The organism is Marinactinospora thermotolerans DSM 45154 (assembly GCF_900167435.1).
Taxonomy (GTDB): Bacteria; Actinomycetota; Actinomycetes; order Streptosporangiales; family Streptosporangiaceae; genus Marinactinospora; species Marinactinospora thermotolerans.
In genome coordinates, this window is record NZ_FUWS01000004.1 from 115,879 (window position 1) to 132,879 (window position 17,001).

Consider the following 17,001-nt stretch of genomic DNA (forward strand, 5'->3'; position numbering starts at 1 on the left):
CACCCCGGCCCCTGGTCGGGCCCGGGTGCTCACATCTCGTCGTCGGCCGCTGCCCCGATCCCGGGGACGGCGAGCCGCGCGGGAGGCCGATGCGAAGACGGCGCGAGACGGCGAGCCGCGCGGGAGGCCGATGCGAAGACGGCGCGAGAGGAAATGAGGTCAGGCGGCGGGTCCGGGCGAGGTGTCGGAGTGGCGGCGGGCGGTGTCGCCGGAGGACAGCAGTGGAAAGATCCGGGTGATCGCGGCCACCGGGGCGGCACCCTCGGGGCGGGCCGAGGGACGCCATTCGCGATCCTGGTAGCGGGCCAGCAGCGCGCGCACCGCGGTGGCGACCTCGCCCATCTCCTCAGGGGTCAGGTAGACCACGGCACTGAAGGCCTCCTCGCCCCACCCATGGGGGGCCTGGTCGCGGTGGGCCAGCCAATGGCGCCAACTGGCGTCCTCCAGCCCGCGTTCCAGCGACCCGAACTCCTCGCCGGGGGCGGGGGTGGTGTGCCGCCCGGCGCGGAGCCGCCACGGCCGGGAGCGCCCCGGCGCGTTGGGCACCTCCTCGACCACGCCGTGCTCGGCCAGCCTGCGGAGGTGGAACGAGCACAGTCCCGAACTGGCCCCGATGCGCCGGGCCGCCTCGGTGGCCGTGACGGTCCCCGCCTCCTCCAGCAGTTCCAGCAGGGCGGCGCGCACCGGGTGCCGGGCCAGCCCGGCACGGGCGCGGGAGGTCTTTTCATCCTCGCTCACTTTGCAAAGGGTGATACCTTCCAAAGGTCGTGTCAAGCGGGGCCGCGTCCGCGGCGGCCGAGATTCTTCGAAAGACGAGCGAAGCGATGTCCGAGCAGCACGTGTCCGACCAGCCGGCCGAGCCCCAGGTCCGGGTGCAGGGCGAACCCGTGGACTCCTACCCCGAGATGGCGCCGGAAGCCGCGCGCGGCGAGGTCCGCCGGGTCACCGTGGTGGGGGAGGAGGTGCTGCACCGGCGCAACGCCGACGTCACCGAGTTCGGGACGCCCGAGCTGTCCAAGCTGATCGACGACATGTTCCTGACGATGTATGTGGCCGAGGGCGTGGGGCTGGCCGCCAACCAGGTCGGTGTGGACCTGCGGGTGTTCGTCTACGACTGCCCCGACGACGAGGGAGTCCGCCACGTCGGGCACGTCGTCAACCCGGTCCTGGACGAGCGTGACCCCGACGAGGGCGGACTGGAGGTAGAGAACGAGGGGTGCCTCTCGGTCCCGGGACCGCACGCCGAGCTGGCCCGCGCCGGGCGGGCCGTGGTCCGCGGCTTCGACAAGGACGGAACGCCCATCGTGGTGGAGGGAACCGGGTACTTCGCGCGCTGCCTTCAGCACGAGACCGACCACACCCTCGGCCGCCTCTACATCGACCGGCTGCCCAAGCGCGAGCGCAAGAAGGTGCTCAAGCAGATGAACGAGATGAAGAACGACGTCTTCGCGCGCCGCGAGGCCAACGCGCAGGCCCTGGCCTCGGGGGAGACCAATCCGAGCTAGCCGCCGCGGGCGAGACGCCCGCGGACCGGCACCGGCTCGGGACGGGGCGACACAGCGCCGCGCTGTGTGGAGCTGCACCAGGCGTCCAGGGCACGGCCGGCCGGGGCCGCTGGGAGGGAGAGGGCGGTCGGCCCGCTTCCCGGCACATCGAGGGCTTTCCGCGTCGAAGCGACGCGCCGCGACCGCTCGAAGCCGGTGACGGGCTCGACCGGTCCGGCCGGCACGGCCCCTCCGCCTTCCCGGACCCCCGGGGCATCACGGCGCCGCGCGCCTCGATGCCGCGCCGGGCGGGTGAGATCGGCGGTCCACCATGGTTCACCTCCATGCGAAGGGGTAGAAGGCCTCCTTGCACTTACGTCTCTTCTTCGGAGGACGTCATGGCGGATCGCATCGGAACGGGTAGGGGAAGCGGAATCGGTCGGACGCGCCGAAGTCTCGCTCAGACCTTCGCCGCGATCGTGGGAGCGGTGTTCCTTCTCGTGGGGATCCTCGGCTTCATCCCAGGAATCACCACGAACTACGACATGATGGAGATAGCCGGTCACCACTCCGAGGCCAAGCTGCTCGGTCTGTTCCAGGTGTCGGTGTTGCACAACATCGTCCACCTGCTGTTCGGCATCGTGGGCCTGGCCACCGCGGCGGTCGGCGCCGCCGCCGCGCGGATGTACCTGCTCATCGGCGGCATCATCTACCTGCTGCTGTGGCTGTACGGGCTGGCCATCGACCACGAGAGCGCGGCCAACTTCGTCCCGCTCAACAACGCCGACAACTGGCTGCACCTCATCCTGGGCCTGGGCATGATCGCCCTGTGGTATCTCGCGCGGCCCGCTCGCGACGTGCGCGCCTGAGACCTGTGGGCGGCGGGTTACCGCCGCCCACCACACCCGTTCAGGCCGACACCCGATCATCGCCCCCCACCGCGCTCAGGCCGCCGACGGTCACCCGCGCGAGTTCCTGCACCACGTCTTGGAGGCGGCCCCGACGGGCGAACGCGGCGCGCTGGCGCCGGGCGGCGCCACCGGTGCGGCGTAGCGTCGCCAAGACGTCCTCGGCGAAGTCCAGGTCACCGGCCGCGACCAGGGCGGGGCGGGTGGTGTTGACCAGGGTGCGCAGCGCGGTGTGCACCGGTGTGAGCTCGCCGGTGGCCGGGTTCACGCAGTCGCCTTCCAGGCCGTCGCGGGCGGCCCGCCACAGTTGCGCGCGCAACACCGCCGAGCTCAGGTCGGGGGCGGGGCGGCCGGCGGCGGCCGCGTCGAGGAAGGTCGTGACCAGTCCGCGGATCAGCACCGCGACGAGCGTGGCCTCCTCCGCGGTGGCCGACACGTCGCAGATACGCACTTCCAGCGTGGGATGGCGATCCGACAGCCGCGCGTCCCAGTGGACCATGTTGCGGTCCAGGGCCGCCCCGGTGCTCAGCAGCGCGTCGACGCTCTCCTCGTAGTGCTGCACCGAGTGGAAGAACGGCGGTGGCGCGGCCGAGGGCAGCGTCGACCAGCGCACGTGGCGCCAGCTGGCGTAGGTGGTGTCGGCGCCGTCCCCGAAGGGGGAGTTGGCGGTCAGGGCCAGCAGAACCGGCAGCCAGGGCCGCAGGTGGTTGAGCACCTGGACGCCGGTCTCACGGTCGGGGATCGCGACGTGGACGTGGCAGCCACAGGTGTAGCCCGCGGTGAGCAGCGGTCCCAGGTTGTCGCGCATCCGCTCGTAGCGGGGACCCACGCTGACCAGGTCGCGGTCGCTCTCCCCTCGAAGGGGCGCCCCCACGGCGGCGAGCCGCAGGCCGCGTCCCCGCGCGGAGGCGGCCAGCCGTCGGCGCAGCCCTCGCAGCTCCCCCAGCAGTTCGTCGGCGTCGTGGCTCACCGGTGAGGCGCTCTCCACCTGGCAGCGCCCCAGTTCCTGCTGGACCTCGCCGCTGCCCTCGGTCGCCTGGGTCAGCACCTCCGGACCGAGCTCGGCGAGGTCTCCGTTGTCGTCGAGGAGGAGGAACTCCTCCTCGACCCCCATCGTCGGCACGTCCGTGCGGCCGTCCTCGCCCATCTGTTCCGTCCCGTCCTCGGGGCCCCGTCGCCACGGGGCCGAATTCGCCGGTGACGCAGTGTGGGGGCTGCGCCCCGTTGGTCGTCGGTCCCCAGGTACCCGGGGGATCAGGGGGGAAACGAGCGGCGGATGTGACGAACGGCGGGCCGCCGGCCGCGCGGAACACACCCGGTTTCCGGCATCGGCCCCCGGGTAGCGGCCGGACAGCCGAGGACGAAGGAGGCGGTCCCGTGGCGGAGGAGACCCACGCGAGGGCGGCGAGGGCGCCGTCGCGTCCGCGTGGCCCGCCCCTGCTCGCCGGCGTGCTGTTGGGTGTGGGCGCGGTGGCGTTCGTCGACGAGGCGGTCTTCCACCAGATCTTGCACTGGCACCATTTCTACGATCGGGCGAGCACCGCCGCGGGGCTGGTCTCCGACGGCCTGTTCCACGCCTTCAGCTGGTTCGCCACGGTCGCCGGACTGTACCTCATGGCGCGCACGTGGCGGGAGCGGGCCTTCGACGCCCGGCGTTTCTGGGCGGGCCTGCTCGTGGGGGTGGGGGGCTTCCAGCTCTACGACGGCATCGTCAACCACAAGATCCTGCGGCTGCACCAGATCCGCTACGGCGTCGACATCCTGCCCTATGACCTGGTGTGGAACATCGTCGCGGTGCTGGTGCTGGCGGCGGGGATCGCCCTGTGGGCGGTGGGGCGGCGCCGCCCGCGCCGGTCCGGCGCGGGCTGAGGCGGCCATGCATCATCCGCCGACCGGGCCCGGATGGGCCGACGTGGTGATCACGCTCCTGCTGGCCGTCGCGCTGGCGGGCTACACGGTGGGGCTGCTACGGCTGTGGCGGCGTGGTGTGCCCTGGCCCGTCGGCCGGTTCCTGTCATGGGTGATGGGGGTGGCCGCCGTCGGGGCGGCCCTGGTGGGGCCGGCGGCCGATGCGGCCCATCACGACTTCGCCGCCCACATGGCCGCTCACGTCCTGTTGGGGATGCTCGGCCCGCTCCTGCTGGTGCTGGCCGCGCCGGCGACGTTGGCGTTGCGCGCGCTGCCCACCCGCGCGGCCCGCCCCCTGGGACGGTTGCTGGGGTCGACCCCCATGGGGGTGCTCGCGCATCCGGTCACCGCCGCGGTGCTCAACGTCGGCGGGCTGTGGCTGCTCTACCGCAGCGACCTGTACGCCCTCACCCTCGTTCACCCGGGCGCGCACCTGCTCGTCCACTTCCACGTGCTCGCGGCCGGCTACCTCTTCTCCTACGCGATCGTCGGGCCCGATCCGGCGCCGCACCGCCCCGGCCCGCCGACGCGGGCCGTGGTGCTCGTCTTGGCGGTGGCCGCGCACAACGTCTTGGCCAAGACCGTCTACGCCTTCCCGCCCACCGGGGTCCCCGTGGACCAGGCGCGTGAGGGGGGCCTGGTGATGTACTACGCCGGCGCGCCCGTGGAGATCGCGCTCATCGTGGTGCTGTGCCACCGCTGGCTGGGCCCGGCGGCCCGGTCGCGGGCCGCCGGGCGGGTCATGGCGCGCGGCTGACCCGCCGCGCCCCTAGGTTTCGAGGCTGTCCGCCGTGGCGGCGCCGGCGTCCACCCGGACCCGGCCGGATCACGGGAACGCCCCATCCCCCCGGGGAGGAGGGAGGGGCCGCGGACACCGTGGCGGCGCCGGTCACGGGGCCGGCCGCGGCGATCTCCGCGGTTTCGAAACGGCGGCGGCCCCGCCCGCTCGCGCGCCGCAGGGAAGCCGGCGCGCGAGCGGACGTCTCACCCGTCCAAGGAACGCGAGACCCGGGCCGAGGTGTCGGCCGCGCCGCCCCGGCCGACGGGGTTGGTGCGGCGCTGCGCGGTGGCCTTCAGCCGCGCGTCCAGTTTGCGGACCTCCCGAGGCCCCATCACCCCGATCACCGAGGGCAGGGCGCCGCGGACGAACTGCATCGCGCGCAGCCACCGCTGCCCGTAGACGTGCGGGGAGCGCCGCAGGACCCCCTCGACCAGCGCGTCCACGGCGGGCTCCAGGGGGTTGGTGCGGTTCAGCGGCCACGGCAGCCGGGAACGCAGCTCACGCAGCTCGTCGTCCTCGTCCGCGCCCCGCACCATGTCGGTGTCGGTCCAGCTCAGGTAGCCCACTCCCACACCGACCCCGTGGTGGGCCACCTCGGAGCGCAGGACGTGCGCGAACGCCTCCACCCCGGACTTGCTGGTGCAGTAGGCCGCCATCAGCGGGGCTGGGGTGATCGCCGCCAGGGAGGCGACCTGGAGCAGGTAGCCCTTGGTGCGCAGCAGCGCCGGCAGGAAGGCGCGCGCCGTGGCGATACTGCCGAGCAGGTTGACCTCGATCACCCGGTTGAAGGCGACCGGATCGGAGTCGACGAAGGGGCCCCCGATCGCGATCCCGGCGTTGGCGACGACGATGTCGACGCGCCCGTGGCGCTCCTCCACCGCGCGGGCCACCTCGGCCAGGCCCACCCGGTCGGTGACGTCGGCCTCCCAGGAGGAGGCATCGGCCCCGCAGGCGGCGGCGTTCTTCTCCAGTTCCTCGGGTTCGAGACCGACCAGGGCGACCTGCGCGCCCCGTTCCGCCAGTCCGCGCGCCATCAACGCGCCCACGCCGCGGGCCGCACCGGTGACGACCGCGACCCGCCCTTCCAGACTCCGGCGACGACCGCTCATGACCTGCTGCCCCTCTCCTCGTGTACTGGTGACGCGATGGCCTCCGGCGCGGTGCCGGACGCCGTCGCCGTGGGTCGCGCGCCGTCGCGCGGCGGGTTCTGCGCGACCGGCCTCACGCCGCGTTCTCCGTCCGCTGGGCGCCGAGGTCGGGGTCGTGGGGATCCTCGTCCCGCAGGTGGTGGGTGACCAGGTCGGCGATGATCCCGGCCACGCGGTCGGGGGCCTCCAGCGGCGTCATGTGCCCGATGCCGGGGAGCGCGATCGGTTCGCCGCCCCGGGGCAGCAGTTCGGCCAGCCGTCGGGAGTGCACGGGAGGGGTGAGCCGGTCGGCGGTTCCCACCAGGACCACGGTGGGCAGATCGAGCTGGCGGGCGGTCCGTTCGACGTCGAGCGTGCCCAGCACGTGAGCCCAACGCGATCGCACCCGTGGGGGACAGGCCTGGACGATGCGGGCGCACAGGTCGGCGGCCTCGGGGGAGCACCCGCGCCCCATCGTTCCGTAACGCAGCAGGGCCCTGCTCAAAGGGGTGACCGGCCCCAGCGGCAGGGGGGCCGACAGCAGCACGCGGTGGCCGAACTCGCGTAGCCGGGCCGCCCTGCCCGCGCCGGGCAGCACCAGCAGTTCGGGCATGAGCCGGGAGGCTCCGGTGCTGGCCAACAGCGCCGCGGCGGCGCGTTCGCGCACCACGGGGCGGTCCGCGGCGGCCATGATGGTCATCCCGCCCATGCTGTGTCCGGCCAGGACGGCCCGGCTTCCGGCCGGCACGCACGCCTCCAGCACCGCGCACAGGTCGTCGGCGAGCGCCGTCGTGCTGTAGCCCATGGGGCCGGTGACCGAGCTGCGGCCGTGGCCCCGCTGGTCGTAGGTGACGACGCGAAGGCCGGGGGGAAGCTCGCGCAGCACCGGCTCCCAGAAGCGGGTCGAGCAGGTCCAGCCGTGGCTGAGAACGACGGTGGGTCCGTCGTCGGGACCGTGGACCTCGACGTGCAGCAGGGCGCCGCCGCTGGAGCGGACACGCTTTTCTCGGAGGGGGGAGCTCATCGTGACACCTCCACGGTGGGGGTGGGAACGGCCGGGGGGAGGGCGGCCGGCTCGGGCCGCGGTCGGGAGGGGAGCAGGTGGTATTCCGCCGGATCCAGGCGGCGGGTCTCGGCGCGAAAGCGCAGGGTGGAGGCGGGCCACAGCGTCGTGTTACGCCCCTTGGGGTCGAGGTACCAGCTGGCGCATCCACCCAGCGACCACACGGTGCGTCCCATACGCCGCTGGAGCGTCTCGTTCCAGGCCCGCTGGGCGTCGGGACGGGGATCCAGTGCCGCCACCCCGGGGGAGGAGAGGTGCTCCAGGGCGCTCATGACGTAGTTGAGCTGTGATTCGATCATGAAGATCATCGACGAGTGGCCCAGTCCCGTGTTGGGGCCGACGATCAAGAACAGGTTGGGGAAGCCGGCCACCGTCGTGCCGCGCAGCGCCCGCATGCCCGCCTCGCGCCACTCCTCGGCGAGGGTGGTGCCGCGGGAGCCGTGGAGACGGGTGGCGATCGGCATGTCGGTGGTGTGGAAGCCGGTACCGAAGATGATGGCGTCGACCTCGCGCTCGGTCCCGTCGGCGGCGATGACGGTGTTCGCGCGCACCTCCGCCAGCCCCGAGGCGATGACCTCCGCGTTGGGGCGGGTGAGCGCCGGATAGTAGTCGTTGGACAGCAGGATCCGCTTGCAGCCCATGACGTAGTCAGGTGTCAGCTTCGCGCGTAGTCGGGGGTCCTCGATGGCGCGTCGCAGGTGGGTCCGGGCCGCCACCGAGGCCAGGCGCAGGAGGGCGGGGTGGCGCACGAACGCTCCCACCATGGCCTCGCGGGTCAGGTAGATCCCGGCTCGGGCAGCCCTGCGGGTCAGCGGAAGGTTGCGGTACAGCCATCTCTCCGTGGCGCTGATCGCGCGGTCGGCGCGCGGTATCACCCAGGCGGGCGTGCGCTGGAACAGCGTCAGGCGTTCCACCTCGGGTTGGATGCTGGGGACGATCTGGATGGCCGAGGCCCCGGTGCCGACCATCGCGACGCGCTTGCCGGCCAGGTCGTAGTCGTGGTCCCAACGGGCGGAGTGGAACACCCGGCCGGTGAAGGAGTCCAGGCCCGGGATGTCGGGGATCGAGGGGTCGGCCAGCGCGCCCGCGGCGCTGACGAGCACGTCGCAGGTCAGTTCGGTCCTGCTGGTGCGTACCAGCCAGCGGGCGTGCTGCGCCTGCCATCTGGCCTCCAGCACCTCGTTGCCGGTCTCGACATGGGGGCGGACCCCGAACCGGTCGGTGACCTCCTCCAGGTAGGCGCGGATGTGCGGCTGTCCGGAGAAGCTGCGCGGCCAGTCGGCCTTGGGGGCGAAGGAGAAGGAGTACAGGTGGGAGGGGACGTCGCAGGCGCACCCGGGGTAGGTGTTGTCGCGCCAGGTGCCGCCGACGTCCTCGGCGCGTTCGAGGATGACGAAGTCGGTCTCACCGGCCTGGCGCAGCCGGATGCCCAGGCCGATCCCGCCGAATCCGGCGCCGATGATCGCGATGCGGACGTGCCGTCGTGTGCCCTCGTCGGGTTCGGGGTTTGGGGTAGGCGCCGGTGTGTCGGCACGCGGGGGAGTGAGGGGGTCCTGTCCCGGGCTCATGGCACCGCCTCTCATCACGGAACATTGAGCCAGTGTTCACTGGCGTAATGAGAGAGTAAACCATGACAATGCTCATTGGAAGAGATAGGTCACATTGCGGACGGTGATCAGGCCGTGGCGAAGCGGTGTTTCGGGCGTCCTTCCCGGATACCGCCCCCGGTCACACCGGGGGAGGCCGGCGTCCAGCCGGGACGGGGAGCCGCGGCCACAACGTGCGCGGTCGGGCAGCGCAGGCGCCCACGACCTAAGCTGAGCGGCGTGGTCGACGACGACGCACCCCAGCCGCACCGTGAATACCGTATCGACGAGCTGGCCGAAGCGGCCGGACTGCCCAACCGGACCGTCCGCTACTACCGGGAACGCCGCCTGCTCCCGCCACCACGGCGCGAGGGCAGGATCGGCTGGTACTCCGACGCCCACCTGGCCCGGCTGCGCGTCATCACCCGCCTGCTGGAGCGCGGCCACACCCTGGAGGGTGTGGCCGAACTCCTCGCGGCCTGGGAGAGGGGACGCGACGTCGCCGACCTGCTCGGACTGGAATCCGCCCTCGCCGCCCCATGGTCGGACCCCACCCCGGTCACCATGACCTGGGCCGAGCTCGCCCGGACCTACGCCGGCCAGGTCGACGCCGACACCGTGCGCAGCGCGCAGGAGCTCGGATACCTCGAGGACGGCGAGGACGGCACCGTCCACGTCGACCGCGCCATCCTGCACTCCTCGTCCGGACTGGTGCGCGAGGGGATCCCCCTGGAGGCGGTCCTGGCGGCCAGCCCGGAGGTGCAGCGTCACGCCGACGACCTCGCCGGGCTGTTCGTCGACCTGGTACGGCGCCACCTGACGCCCAGGCCGGGGGAGGGGCTCAAGGACCTCGCCCGGCGGGTGGAACGGCTGCGTCCTCTGGCCCAGGCCACCGTCCTGGCCGAATTCGCCCGCGCCATGGACCGCCGCGTCGGCGCGGAGCTCGGCTCGCTCCTGGCCGAACTGCGCGAACGCGCGGCCGGCGACCAGGAGGACGACCCGCACACGCGATGATCCCGGCCCCGGCATGCGCTAGCGTCACCAGGAGAAAGCCCTGATAGACCTCGAAGGCGGGGAGCCCGACGTGGACGACGGTACGACGGAGCCGAGAGGGGACGGCGACTTCGCGCGGCCCACCGACCTGCTCACGGCGATCCCCGCATACGGTCCGGCCCGCGAGGAGGCCAAGGGGCGCATCACCGCCACCACGGTCCGCCCGGGAGAGGACCGGCCGGTCAAGATCGTCGTGGAGTTCGAGGGCGCCGCCGGCGGTCACCTCGAGATCGCCACCCGACGTTGGGAGGACGGCCCCAGCGCGGGCGAACAGTCCGTCCGGGCCTTCTGCGTCGAACGCGACTACATGCAGCGCCGGATGAACGGCGACCCCGGCGCCCTTCCCCTCCCGCTGCCCGAGGGCTCCGCCTGGTCCCGCCAGGAGATCCAGGTCGACGGGACGGCCCGCGTCTTCACCGTGCTGACCACCCCCTTCTCCTGGGTGGCCGGCACGGAACTGCCCGGACCGTTCCTGCTGCGCGTCTTCGCCACCGCGCCCCGGCCGGATCTCGTCTCCCTGAGCCGCATCACCACCGAGGCCCGGCTGGAGCCGATGCGCGGACGGCCCTGAAGCCGCGCCTCACTCCTCCACGGACTCGGCGGCCCCTCCCTCGGGCATGGGGGAGACCAGCAGGCGGCGAGGACCGGGCCCCTCCGAGCCGAGGACGTCATAGGGGTTGGACAGCACGCAGTGCTCCAACGACAGGCAGCCGCAGCCGATGCAGTCGGTGAGGTCGTCGCGGAGCCGCTGCAACTGCAGGATGCGCGCGTCCAGGTCCCCGCGCCAGGCCCGCGACAGCCGCGCCCAGTCCTCCCGCGTGGGGGTACGGCCCTCGGGCAGCGTGGCGAGCGCCGCGCGGATCCGGCTCAAGGGGATGCCCACCCGCTGGGAGACGCGGATGAAGGCCAGCCTGCGCAGCACGTCACGGTGGTAGCGGCGCTGGTTTCCGGCCGTGCGACGGCTGGAGATCAGTCCCTGCCGCTCGTAGAAGTGCAGTGCGGAGACCGCGACGCCGCTGCGTTCGGCGACCTGACCGACCGAGAGCTCCTTGGACTTCCATGAGATCGAGGCCACCCGGCGATCCTAGCCCCGTCCTCCCGGATGTCAGGCGGCCGAAGACGCGCCCGCCGGGACCACGACGACGGCGCCGGGAAGGCGCCGTTGCCGCCCCTCCCCGGGTGTCAAGACGGGCTCGTGGCCGGGGCGGGCCGGTGACGCGCCGACTGGTAGGCCGCCTCCCCGTACGCCTCGGGGACGGCGCCGGGCCGGCCGCCCACGCGGCTTCCCGGCTCGGCACGGCGCGGCGCCGCCCCTCAGGCCGGCCGCTCGCGATCACCCCGAGCGCGCCCGCGTAGGTGGACGCGCTCGCCGTGGCTGCCGAAGAGGCTCAGGATCTCCACCGCGCCCTCGCCGGTGCTGCCGAACCAGTGCGGCAGCCGGGTGTCGAACTCCGCCGCCTCGCCGGGGTTCATGACCACGTCCTGCTCGGCCAGCAGCAGGCGCAGCCGGCCCGACAGGACATACAGCCACTCGTGCCCCTCGTGGGCGCTCGGCTCCGGAACGAACCGGGAGGAGGGGATCACCATCCGGTAGGCATGCTGACGGTCCGGCCGGCGGGACAGGGGGAGCACGGTCATCCCGTTCACACTGCGGGGGGAGACCCTGACCCGGGGATCCTCGGTCTCGGCGGCGCCGACCAGCTCGTCCAGGGGGATCTGGTGGGCGCGGGCGATGGGCAGGAGCAGTTCCAGGCTGGGCCGGCGTCGCCCGGACTCCAGGCGGGACAGGGTGCTGGTCGAGATCCCGGTGGCCTGCGACAACGACGCCAGGGTGACGTCCCGCCGGACGCGGACGCGCCTGAGGCGCGGACCGATCTCGGCGAGGAGACGGTCGGTGGCTGCTGAATGCTCCATGCCCCCCATTGCAGAAACAGCGTGGGGGGATGTCAACCGTGGTGTCGCGCGGAGCAGGCCCTGTGGGGCCGTGTGCCTGACGGCGCACATTGTCGCGCCCTCGGACCTCCGCGGTGTCGCGGCCCGCGGGGCGCGACAGGGGGCGCGAGGCGTCGGGTGACGCGGCCCCGGTGCCGGTCCTGCGGGCGGCACCGGACCCGGGGCCGGCCGGAGCTGCCGAACGGGCTGGACGACCTTTCGCGCAACCGTGGTCAGCGGCCCCGCGCCGCTGCCGTCTCTCCTCGCGTGGGCGCCTGTTCGCGCGCGGACGAGCGGGGCCGGGCGACACCTGTTCGGCGTCGCCCGGCCCCGCCGGCGCGAAGGTCCTACCGTTCCTCGCCCGTCGCGTCGCCCTCGACGCGGCCGATCGTGTTGAGAACCCAGCCTCGCGCCTGTCCACTGGCCAGCGCGAACTTGGCCTGGGACAGCGGGCGGGTCAGCGGACGGTCGCGGTAGCCCAGCGCGGCCCTCTCCGCCCTGCGCACCGCGTGGAAGGCCATCGCCAGCCGTTCGCGGACGTCATCGGGTGCCCCTTCGGCCTCCAGCTCCGCCGCGCACCGGGGGAGCGTGGCGGCGATGCGGCCCAGTTCGTCCACGCGCCGGATGCTGTCCGGGTGATCGAAGAGGGCGAGGTCGTCGTGCAGTTGACGGAGTCCGGCCAGCGCCCCGCTGGTCATGCGGCGTTCACATCCCCACGTGTTCGGTCGATCGCGATATGACTCCTCACCCTAATGAGGGGATCGGGGCCACGGTAGGGCGTCGGGTCATCCTCTGACGTGGTGTTTCCCATGGAACCGGTTCCGGCTTCCGACCGTCCCCGTCCAGGACCCCTCGAACCGCCATGGCTCTCCAGTGGCCGGAACCACCGTGTGGCGGGAGACTGGTGGGAGGAGGAGGGCCGGCCCGGCCGGTGGACGCGCGGGGCAAGCCCGTCACGGGAACCAGGTGGAGGGAGCGAGCGGTGATCACACCGGATCACGCGGGGCTCACCGGAGTCGTGCACGGACTCACCCGGATCGGCGCCGCGACGCCACCCCGCCTGTGCTGCGTGCGGCAGAACGCCTCGGGGGCCTCCGCCACGACACCGGTGGAACTCCCCGATCCGGGGTGGGGCGCGTGGTCCACCGAGGAGATCGCCCTCGCCGTCCAGGGGTTCGCCGAACACCTGGTCCGCCCCTCGGCGGCGACACGGGCGTTGCTGGCCGAGGCCGGGGGCGATCGGATCACCGCCGTCGGGTTGAGTTACCCGGCCGCCGTGCTGACCGTGGACGACCCGGCCTTCGCCGAGCGCGAGCGGCGCAGGGCGGTGGGCGGCAGTGTCGCTCCCATCCAGGAGCTGGAACGGCACCGTTCGGCCCGGGCCGGACTCGTCGCGGCGATCGACGGCCGCGTGCACATGGCGCTGTGCTTCGAGAACGGCCCCGTCGCCGATCTCGACCCCTCTCGGGAGGAGGCCGTGGCCCCCCGACTGGTCCGCGCGTTGGTGGCGGTGGCGGTCGGGGTCGCGACCGTCACGCGGGGCGAGGGCTACGCCCATCACCTGCCCGATCCGCGCCTGTGACGCGCGTTCGCGGACGGGGCCGCAACCGCTGTCTCCCCTCTCCCGCAGCATGGGCCCTCCTGGCAGGCACGGGGTGGATGTGACTCAGTACGGCTCGGGCGGACCGGTGATGGCCGACCGGTCGGTGATGACCTCGGCCGGCGCTCAGAGAGGCCGATCGGGTGGAACCGGGTGGTGCGGCGGGCCGAGGTGCCCCTGCCCGCCGCACCACCCGGGCCGTGGGGTCACCCCGTGGCGCGGCGCATGGCACGGGTGCCGATGAACAGGCCCACCGCCGCCACCGCGACGGCCGCCACCACCCCCGCGGCGACCTCTGGTGCCAACAGCCGGCCGTCGAACAGCGCCCGTTCCGCCTCGACGACGTGGGTCAGCGGATTGAACCGGGACAGCACGCGCAGCCATTCGGGGCCGTTGTCGACCGGCAGCAGCATCCCGGCCAGCAGCAGAAGCGGGAACAGCAGGGTCTGCTGCACCCCCCAGAACACCCACTCCTGGTTCCGTGACGCCAGCGCCAGGGTGTAGGAAAGCGCGCCGAGCCCGACACAGAACACGCACAGGAGCAGCAGACCGAGGATCGCGCCCACGGGGTCGGGCCGGAACCCGAACGGGATGGTGACCGCGATGAGCAGCGCCGCCTGGGCGAACGTCGGCACGATCTCTTTTAGCGCCCGGCCGATGATCAGCGCCGGACGGCGCAACGGGGAGACGAGCATCCGCTCGTGCGCCCCGGTCTGCATCTCGAATTGCAGGTTGGACCCGGTGCTCGACGTCGCGAACAGGCACGACATCACGATCAGGCCGGGGACGAACCATTGCAGGGTCTCAGCGGTCCCTCCGGCCGCGGGGATCAGCGGCGCGAACAGGGCGAGGAAGAACAGCGGTTGCGCCAGGGAGAAGACCACCGAGAACGGGTCGCGCAGCACGGGCCGCAGTTCGCGGCCGAAGACGATGAGGGTATCGCCGATGAGGGTGGTGTTCACGCCACTTCGTCCTTTCCGCCGGTGGTGCCGGGCAGGTCCGCGCCGTCCTCGCGCAGGCTGCGCCCGGTCAGGTTGAGGAACACGTCGTCGAGGGTCGGGCGGACGACCTCGACCGAGACCACCGCGCTGTTCTCCTTCTCCAGGATCCGCAGCAGTTCGGGGACGAGCCGGGCGCCGCCGGTGGCCTCGATGACGACCCGGGTGCCGTCGTGTTCGATGCGGGCTCCCTCGATAAGGCCCGGGGGGTGGGCGGCGACGCGGCGGGCCTCCTCCGCGTGGTCGAAGGTCAGGGTGATGCGGTCGCCGGCGTGCTCGGATCTGAGACGTTCCGGGGAGGCGTCGGCGATGATCCGCCCGTGGTCGATGACGACCACCCGCTCGGCGAGGTGGTCGGCCTCGTCGAGGTAGTGGGTGGTCAGCACGATCGTGGTGCCGTGTTCGGCCCGTAGCCGGCGGATGTGCTCCTGGAGGTTGGCCCTGTTCTGCGGATCCAGTCCGGTGGAGGGCTCGTCCAGGAAGAGCAGGCCGGGCGCGTGGATCAGCCCCATCGCGATGTCCAGCCGCCGCCGCTGGCCTCCCGACAGTGAGGACACGATCCGGTCGGCGACCTCCGTCAGGCCGAGGGAGGCGATGAGCTCGCCGGCCCGCTCACGCGCCGCGGCGGCGCTCAGCCCGTAGGCGCGGCCCTGGGTGATCAGCTCGTCGCGGCCCCGCTGGCTGTGCCCGGCCCCGTTGCCCTGTCCGATGTAGCCGATCCGCCGGCGCACCTCGCGGTCCTGGGTCGTCACGTCGAATCCGGCGACCCGCGCGGTGCCCGAGGTCGGGGGGAGGAGGGTGGTGAGCATGCGCAGGGTGGTGGATTTCCCGGCGCCGTTAGGACCCAATAATGCGACCATCTCGCCGGCCTCGACCCGCAGGTCGATTCCGCGGACCGCCTCCACTGTCTTCTTATTGACCGTGAAATGCCTGGTCAGGTTCTGTGTTTCGATCATTGTGGTGCTCACCGGCGAAACGCTAGGGCGCTTTCAGGTCAGTTCCCGTCCGCAATGTCGGGGATGCCGTCACCACGGCGAACACGAGTGCGCGGATACGGAGGTCGAGGAGGATCGCCAAAGGATTCGGCGGTGGTTCCTCGCCGGTCGGTGGTGATCCTGGCCGTTGTGGCGGCCTTGTCGGCGTGGCCGCGCGCGGGGTCGGCGTCGAAGGTGTGCGAAGCACGTGCGGACCGGACGCCTCGCCGTCGCTGGCCGGGCCGACCCCGCCGTGGTGCCGAGGGCGGAGACGGCGGTGTCGGCGGCCCGGGCGGACAGCCGCCCGCCGTCGTGGGTGCGGATCAGCGGCGCCGAGCCGGGTCGGCCGGGCTCGCCCAGGAATTCCTCAAGGGCGTGCGGGGCCGGAGTGCTCAGGCCGGCGGGTGAGCCGCCGGCGCGGACGCCGCGTTGGCCGACTGGGCCTGCCCGCCACAGAAGACCTCCGTGACGAGCCGCTGCTTCGCCTTCTCGAACGCCTGGGCCGCGGCGGCGAAGTCGAGCTCGGCGTCCCCGACGGTCAGCGACGCGGTGAGGGTCGTGCCGCCGTCGGGCGTGCTGTACATCAGCGCCGCCCAGCCGGGGAAGCCGCCGTTGTGGTGGAAGACCGTGCCACCGCAGGCGGTGTCCTCAACAAACAGCCCCAGGCCGTAGCGGAAGTCGCGGCTCTTGGGGTGGGGCGTGCGCATTTCGGCCAGCAGTGGGGCCGGCAGGAGCCGGCCGCCCATGAGCGCGGAGATGAACGTGTGGAGGTCCTTGGTGGTCGAGATCATGTCACCGGCGCTGGAGACCCAGGAGGGGTTCATGCGGGTCACGTCGGCCACCTTCGGTCGGCCAGCGTCCTCGTAGCGGTAATAACCGTGGGCGTGCGGTTCGGGGATCTCCGATGAGGCCTCCGGCAGCACGGTGTTCGACAGCCCCAGCGGTTGCAGGATCAGTCGCCGCATCTCGGCGGCCAGCGATCGGCCGGTGACCTGCTCGATCAGTAGCCTGGCCAGCACGTAGTTGGTGTTGGAGTAGCTCCAGTCCGTTCCGGGCTCGAATCGGGCCGGCTTGGACAACGCCAGCCGGACCAGCTCCTGCGGCTGGTAGGTGCGGGACAGGCCGTCCACGTACTCCTGGCCCTGCACCGGGATCCCCGGCAGGAGGGTCCCATCGGGGTCGAACTCGCCGGTGAAGTTGAACACCCCGCTGGTGTGCTGCAACAGCATGCGCACCGTGATCCGCCCGTCCAGCCCGAATCCGGGCAGGGAGTCGGCCACCGGGTCGTCCAGTCCGATCCTGCCCTCGGCCACCAGTCGCAGGACCACGGTCGCGACCAGGGTCTTGGTCGTGCTGCCGATCCGGAAATGCCCATTGGTCGGTGGTTTGGCGGTCTCGCCCAGCTTGCGCACCCCGGCGCTGCCGACCCACTCGCGCCCCTGTTCGTTCACCCGCAGCTGCATCCCGGCAAATCCGGAATCGACGATCTCCTGGATGGCCGTCTGCAATTCCGGACGATCCTGCCCGCTGGCGGCGGAATTGTTCTGGTTGACGCTGTTCGTTCTGCTCATGGCCTGAGCGTTCACC

At 72.5% G+C, this 17,001-nt stretch carries 18 protein-coding genes; 7 read left to right on the plus strand and 11 right to left on the minus strand.

All coding sequences use genetic code 11. The features are described 5' to 3' along the window. Positions 1-159: 159 nt before the first annotated feature. Positions 160-738 carry a winged helix-turn-helix domain-containing protein gene (locus B5D66_RS08295; RefSeq protein WP_078761081.1) on the minus strand — a complete coding sequence of 193 codons (579 nt, stop codon included), beginning with the start codon at positions 736-738 and terminating at the stop codon, positions 160-162. Positions 739-824: 86 nt separating this feature from the next. On the opposite strand from B5D66_RS08295, the gene def reads away from it, so the two are divergent. Continuing rightward, positions 825-1,505, plus strand: coding sequence for a peptide deformylase (gene def, locus B5D66_RS08300; RefSeq protein WP_078761082.1), 681 nt, complete (start codon positions 825-827; stop codon positions 1,503-1,505). A gap of 377 nt (positions 1,506-1,882) precedes the next feature. After that, a complete protein-coding gene (locus B5D66_RS08305; RefSeq protein WP_078761083.1) occupies positions 1,883-2,353 on the plus strand; it encodes a DUF4383 domain-containing protein in 471 nt (156 codons plus the stop codon). Positions 2,354-2,393: 40 nt separating this feature from the next. On the opposite strand, the gene B5D66_RS08310 is transcribed toward B5D66_RS08305, so the two are convergent. Further along, positions 2,394-3,539, minus strand: a complete 1,146-nt coding sequence (locus B5D66_RS08310) for a carboxylate-amine ligase (protein ID WP_200813573.1) — start codon at positions 3,537-3,539, stop codon at positions 2,394-2,396. A 230-nt stretch (positions 3,540-3,769) separates the two neighbouring features. Between B5D66_RS08310 and B5D66_RS08315 the strand changes: the two genes are divergently transcribed. After that, complete coding sequence (locus B5D66_RS08315; RefSeq protein WP_235000862.1) at positions 3,770-4,261, plus strand: DUF2243 domain-containing protein; 492 nt, start codon at positions 3,770-3,772, stop codon at positions 4,259-4,261. 43 nt (positions 4,262-4,304) lie between these two features. Further along, a complete protein-coding gene (locus B5D66_RS08320; RefSeq protein ID WP_235000863.1) occupies positions 4,305-5,057 on the plus strand; it encodes a cytochrome c oxidase assembly protein in 753 nt (250 codons plus the stop codon). A 227-nt stretch (positions 5,058-5,284) separates the two neighbouring features. Here B5D66_RS08320 and B5D66_RS08325 read toward each other — a convergent pair whose 3' ends face one another. The 3 genes from B5D66_RS08325 to B5D66_RS08335 all read right to left on the minus strand — a co-directional run bounded on the left by B5D66_RS08325 (position 5,285) and on the right by B5D66_RS08335 (position 8,839). Further along, positions 5,285-6,190, minus strand: coding sequence for an SDR family oxidoreductase (locus B5D66_RS08325; protein WP_078761085.1), 906 nt, complete (start codon positions 6,188-6,190; stop codon positions 5,285-5,287). 112 nt (positions 6,191-6,302) lie between these two features. Further along, positions 6,303-7,232, minus strand: a complete 930-nt coding sequence (locus B5D66_RS08330) for an alpha/beta fold hydrolase (RefSeq protein WP_078761086.1) — start codon at positions 7,230-7,232, stop codon at positions 6,303-6,305. Continuing rightward, a complete protein-coding gene (locus B5D66_RS08335) occupies positions 7,229-8,839 on the minus strand; it encodes a flavin-containing monooxygenase (RefSeq protein WP_078761087.1) in 1,611 nt (536 codons plus the stop codon). Before B5D66_RS08335 ends, B5D66_RS08330 begins: the two co-directional genes overlap by 4 nt. Before the next feature lie 258 nt (positions 8,840-9,097). Between B5D66_RS08335 and B5D66_RS08340 the strand changes: the two genes are divergently transcribed. Both B5D66_RS08340 and B5D66_RS08345 read left to right on the plus strand, forming a co-directional pair. Next, positions 9,098-9,871: a MerR family transcriptional regulator gene (locus B5D66_RS08340; RefSeq protein ID WP_078761088.1), complete on the plus strand. Its 774-nt coding sequence runs from the start codon at positions 9,098-9,100 to the stop codon at positions 9,869-9,871. A 70-nt stretch (positions 9,872-9,941) separates the two neighbouring features. Beyond that, entirely contained in the window at positions 9,942-10,481 is a 540-nt protein-coding gene (locus tag B5D66_RS08345) for a hypothetical protein (protein ID WP_078761089.1), read from the plus strand. A 9-nt stretch (positions 10,482-10,490) separates the two neighbouring features. On the opposite strand, the gene soxR is transcribed toward B5D66_RS08345, so the two are convergent. The 3 genes from soxR to B5D66_RS08360 all read right to left on the minus strand — a co-directional run bounded on the left by soxR (position 10,491) and on the right by B5D66_RS08360 (position 12,540). Next, positions 10,491-10,985: a redox-sensitive transcriptional activator SoxR gene (gene soxR, locus B5D66_RS08350; RefSeq protein ID WP_394330041.1), complete on the minus strand. Its 495-nt coding sequence runs from the start codon at positions 10,983-10,985 to the stop codon at positions 10,491-10,493. Between the two features lie 239 nt (positions 10,986-11,224). Next, positions 11,225-11,824 carry a helix-turn-helix domain-containing protein gene (locus B5D66_RS08355; RefSeq protein WP_078761090.1) on the minus strand — a complete coding sequence of 200 codons (600 nt, stop codon included), beginning with the start codon at positions 11,822-11,824 and terminating at the stop codon, positions 11,225-11,227. A gap of 365 nt (positions 11,825-12,189) precedes the next feature. Further along, positions 12,190-12,540, minus strand: coding sequence for a hypothetical protein (locus B5D66_RS08360; protein WP_078761091.1), 351 nt, complete (start codon positions 12,538-12,540; stop codon positions 12,190-12,192). A gap of 284 nt (positions 12,541-12,824) precedes the next feature. Here B5D66_RS08360 and B5D66_RS08365 point away from each other — a divergent pair, with 284 nt between their 5' ends. Further along, positions 12,825-13,424, plus strand: a complete 600-nt coding sequence (locus B5D66_RS08365; protein ID WP_078761092.1) for a hypothetical protein — start codon at positions 12,825-12,827, stop codon at positions 13,422-13,424. A gap of 224 nt (positions 13,425-13,648) precedes the next feature. Here B5D66_RS08365 and B5D66_RS08370 read toward each other — a convergent pair whose 3' ends face one another. From B5D66_RS08370 to B5D66_RS08380, 3 genes are all read right to left on the minus strand, one after another. Then, complete coding sequence (locus B5D66_RS08370) at positions 13,649-14,404, minus strand: ABC transporter permease (protein ID WP_078761093.1); 756 nt, start codon at positions 14,402-14,404, stop codon at positions 13,649-13,651. Next, entirely contained in the window at positions 14,401-15,396 is a 996-nt protein-coding gene (locus tag B5D66_RS08375) for an ATP-binding cassette domain-containing protein (RefSeq protein WP_078761094.1), read from the minus strand. The genes B5D66_RS08370 and B5D66_RS08375 overlap by 4 nt, the downstream gene beginning before the upstream one ends. A gap of 410 nt (positions 15,397-15,806) precedes the next feature. Continuing rightward, positions 15,807-16,985, minus strand: coding sequence for a serine hydrolase domain-containing protein (locus tag B5D66_RS08380; RefSeq protein ID WP_078761095.1), 1,179 nt, complete (start codon positions 16,983-16,985; stop codon positions 15,807-15,809). Between the last annotated feature and the right edge of the window lie 16 nt (positions 16,986-17,001).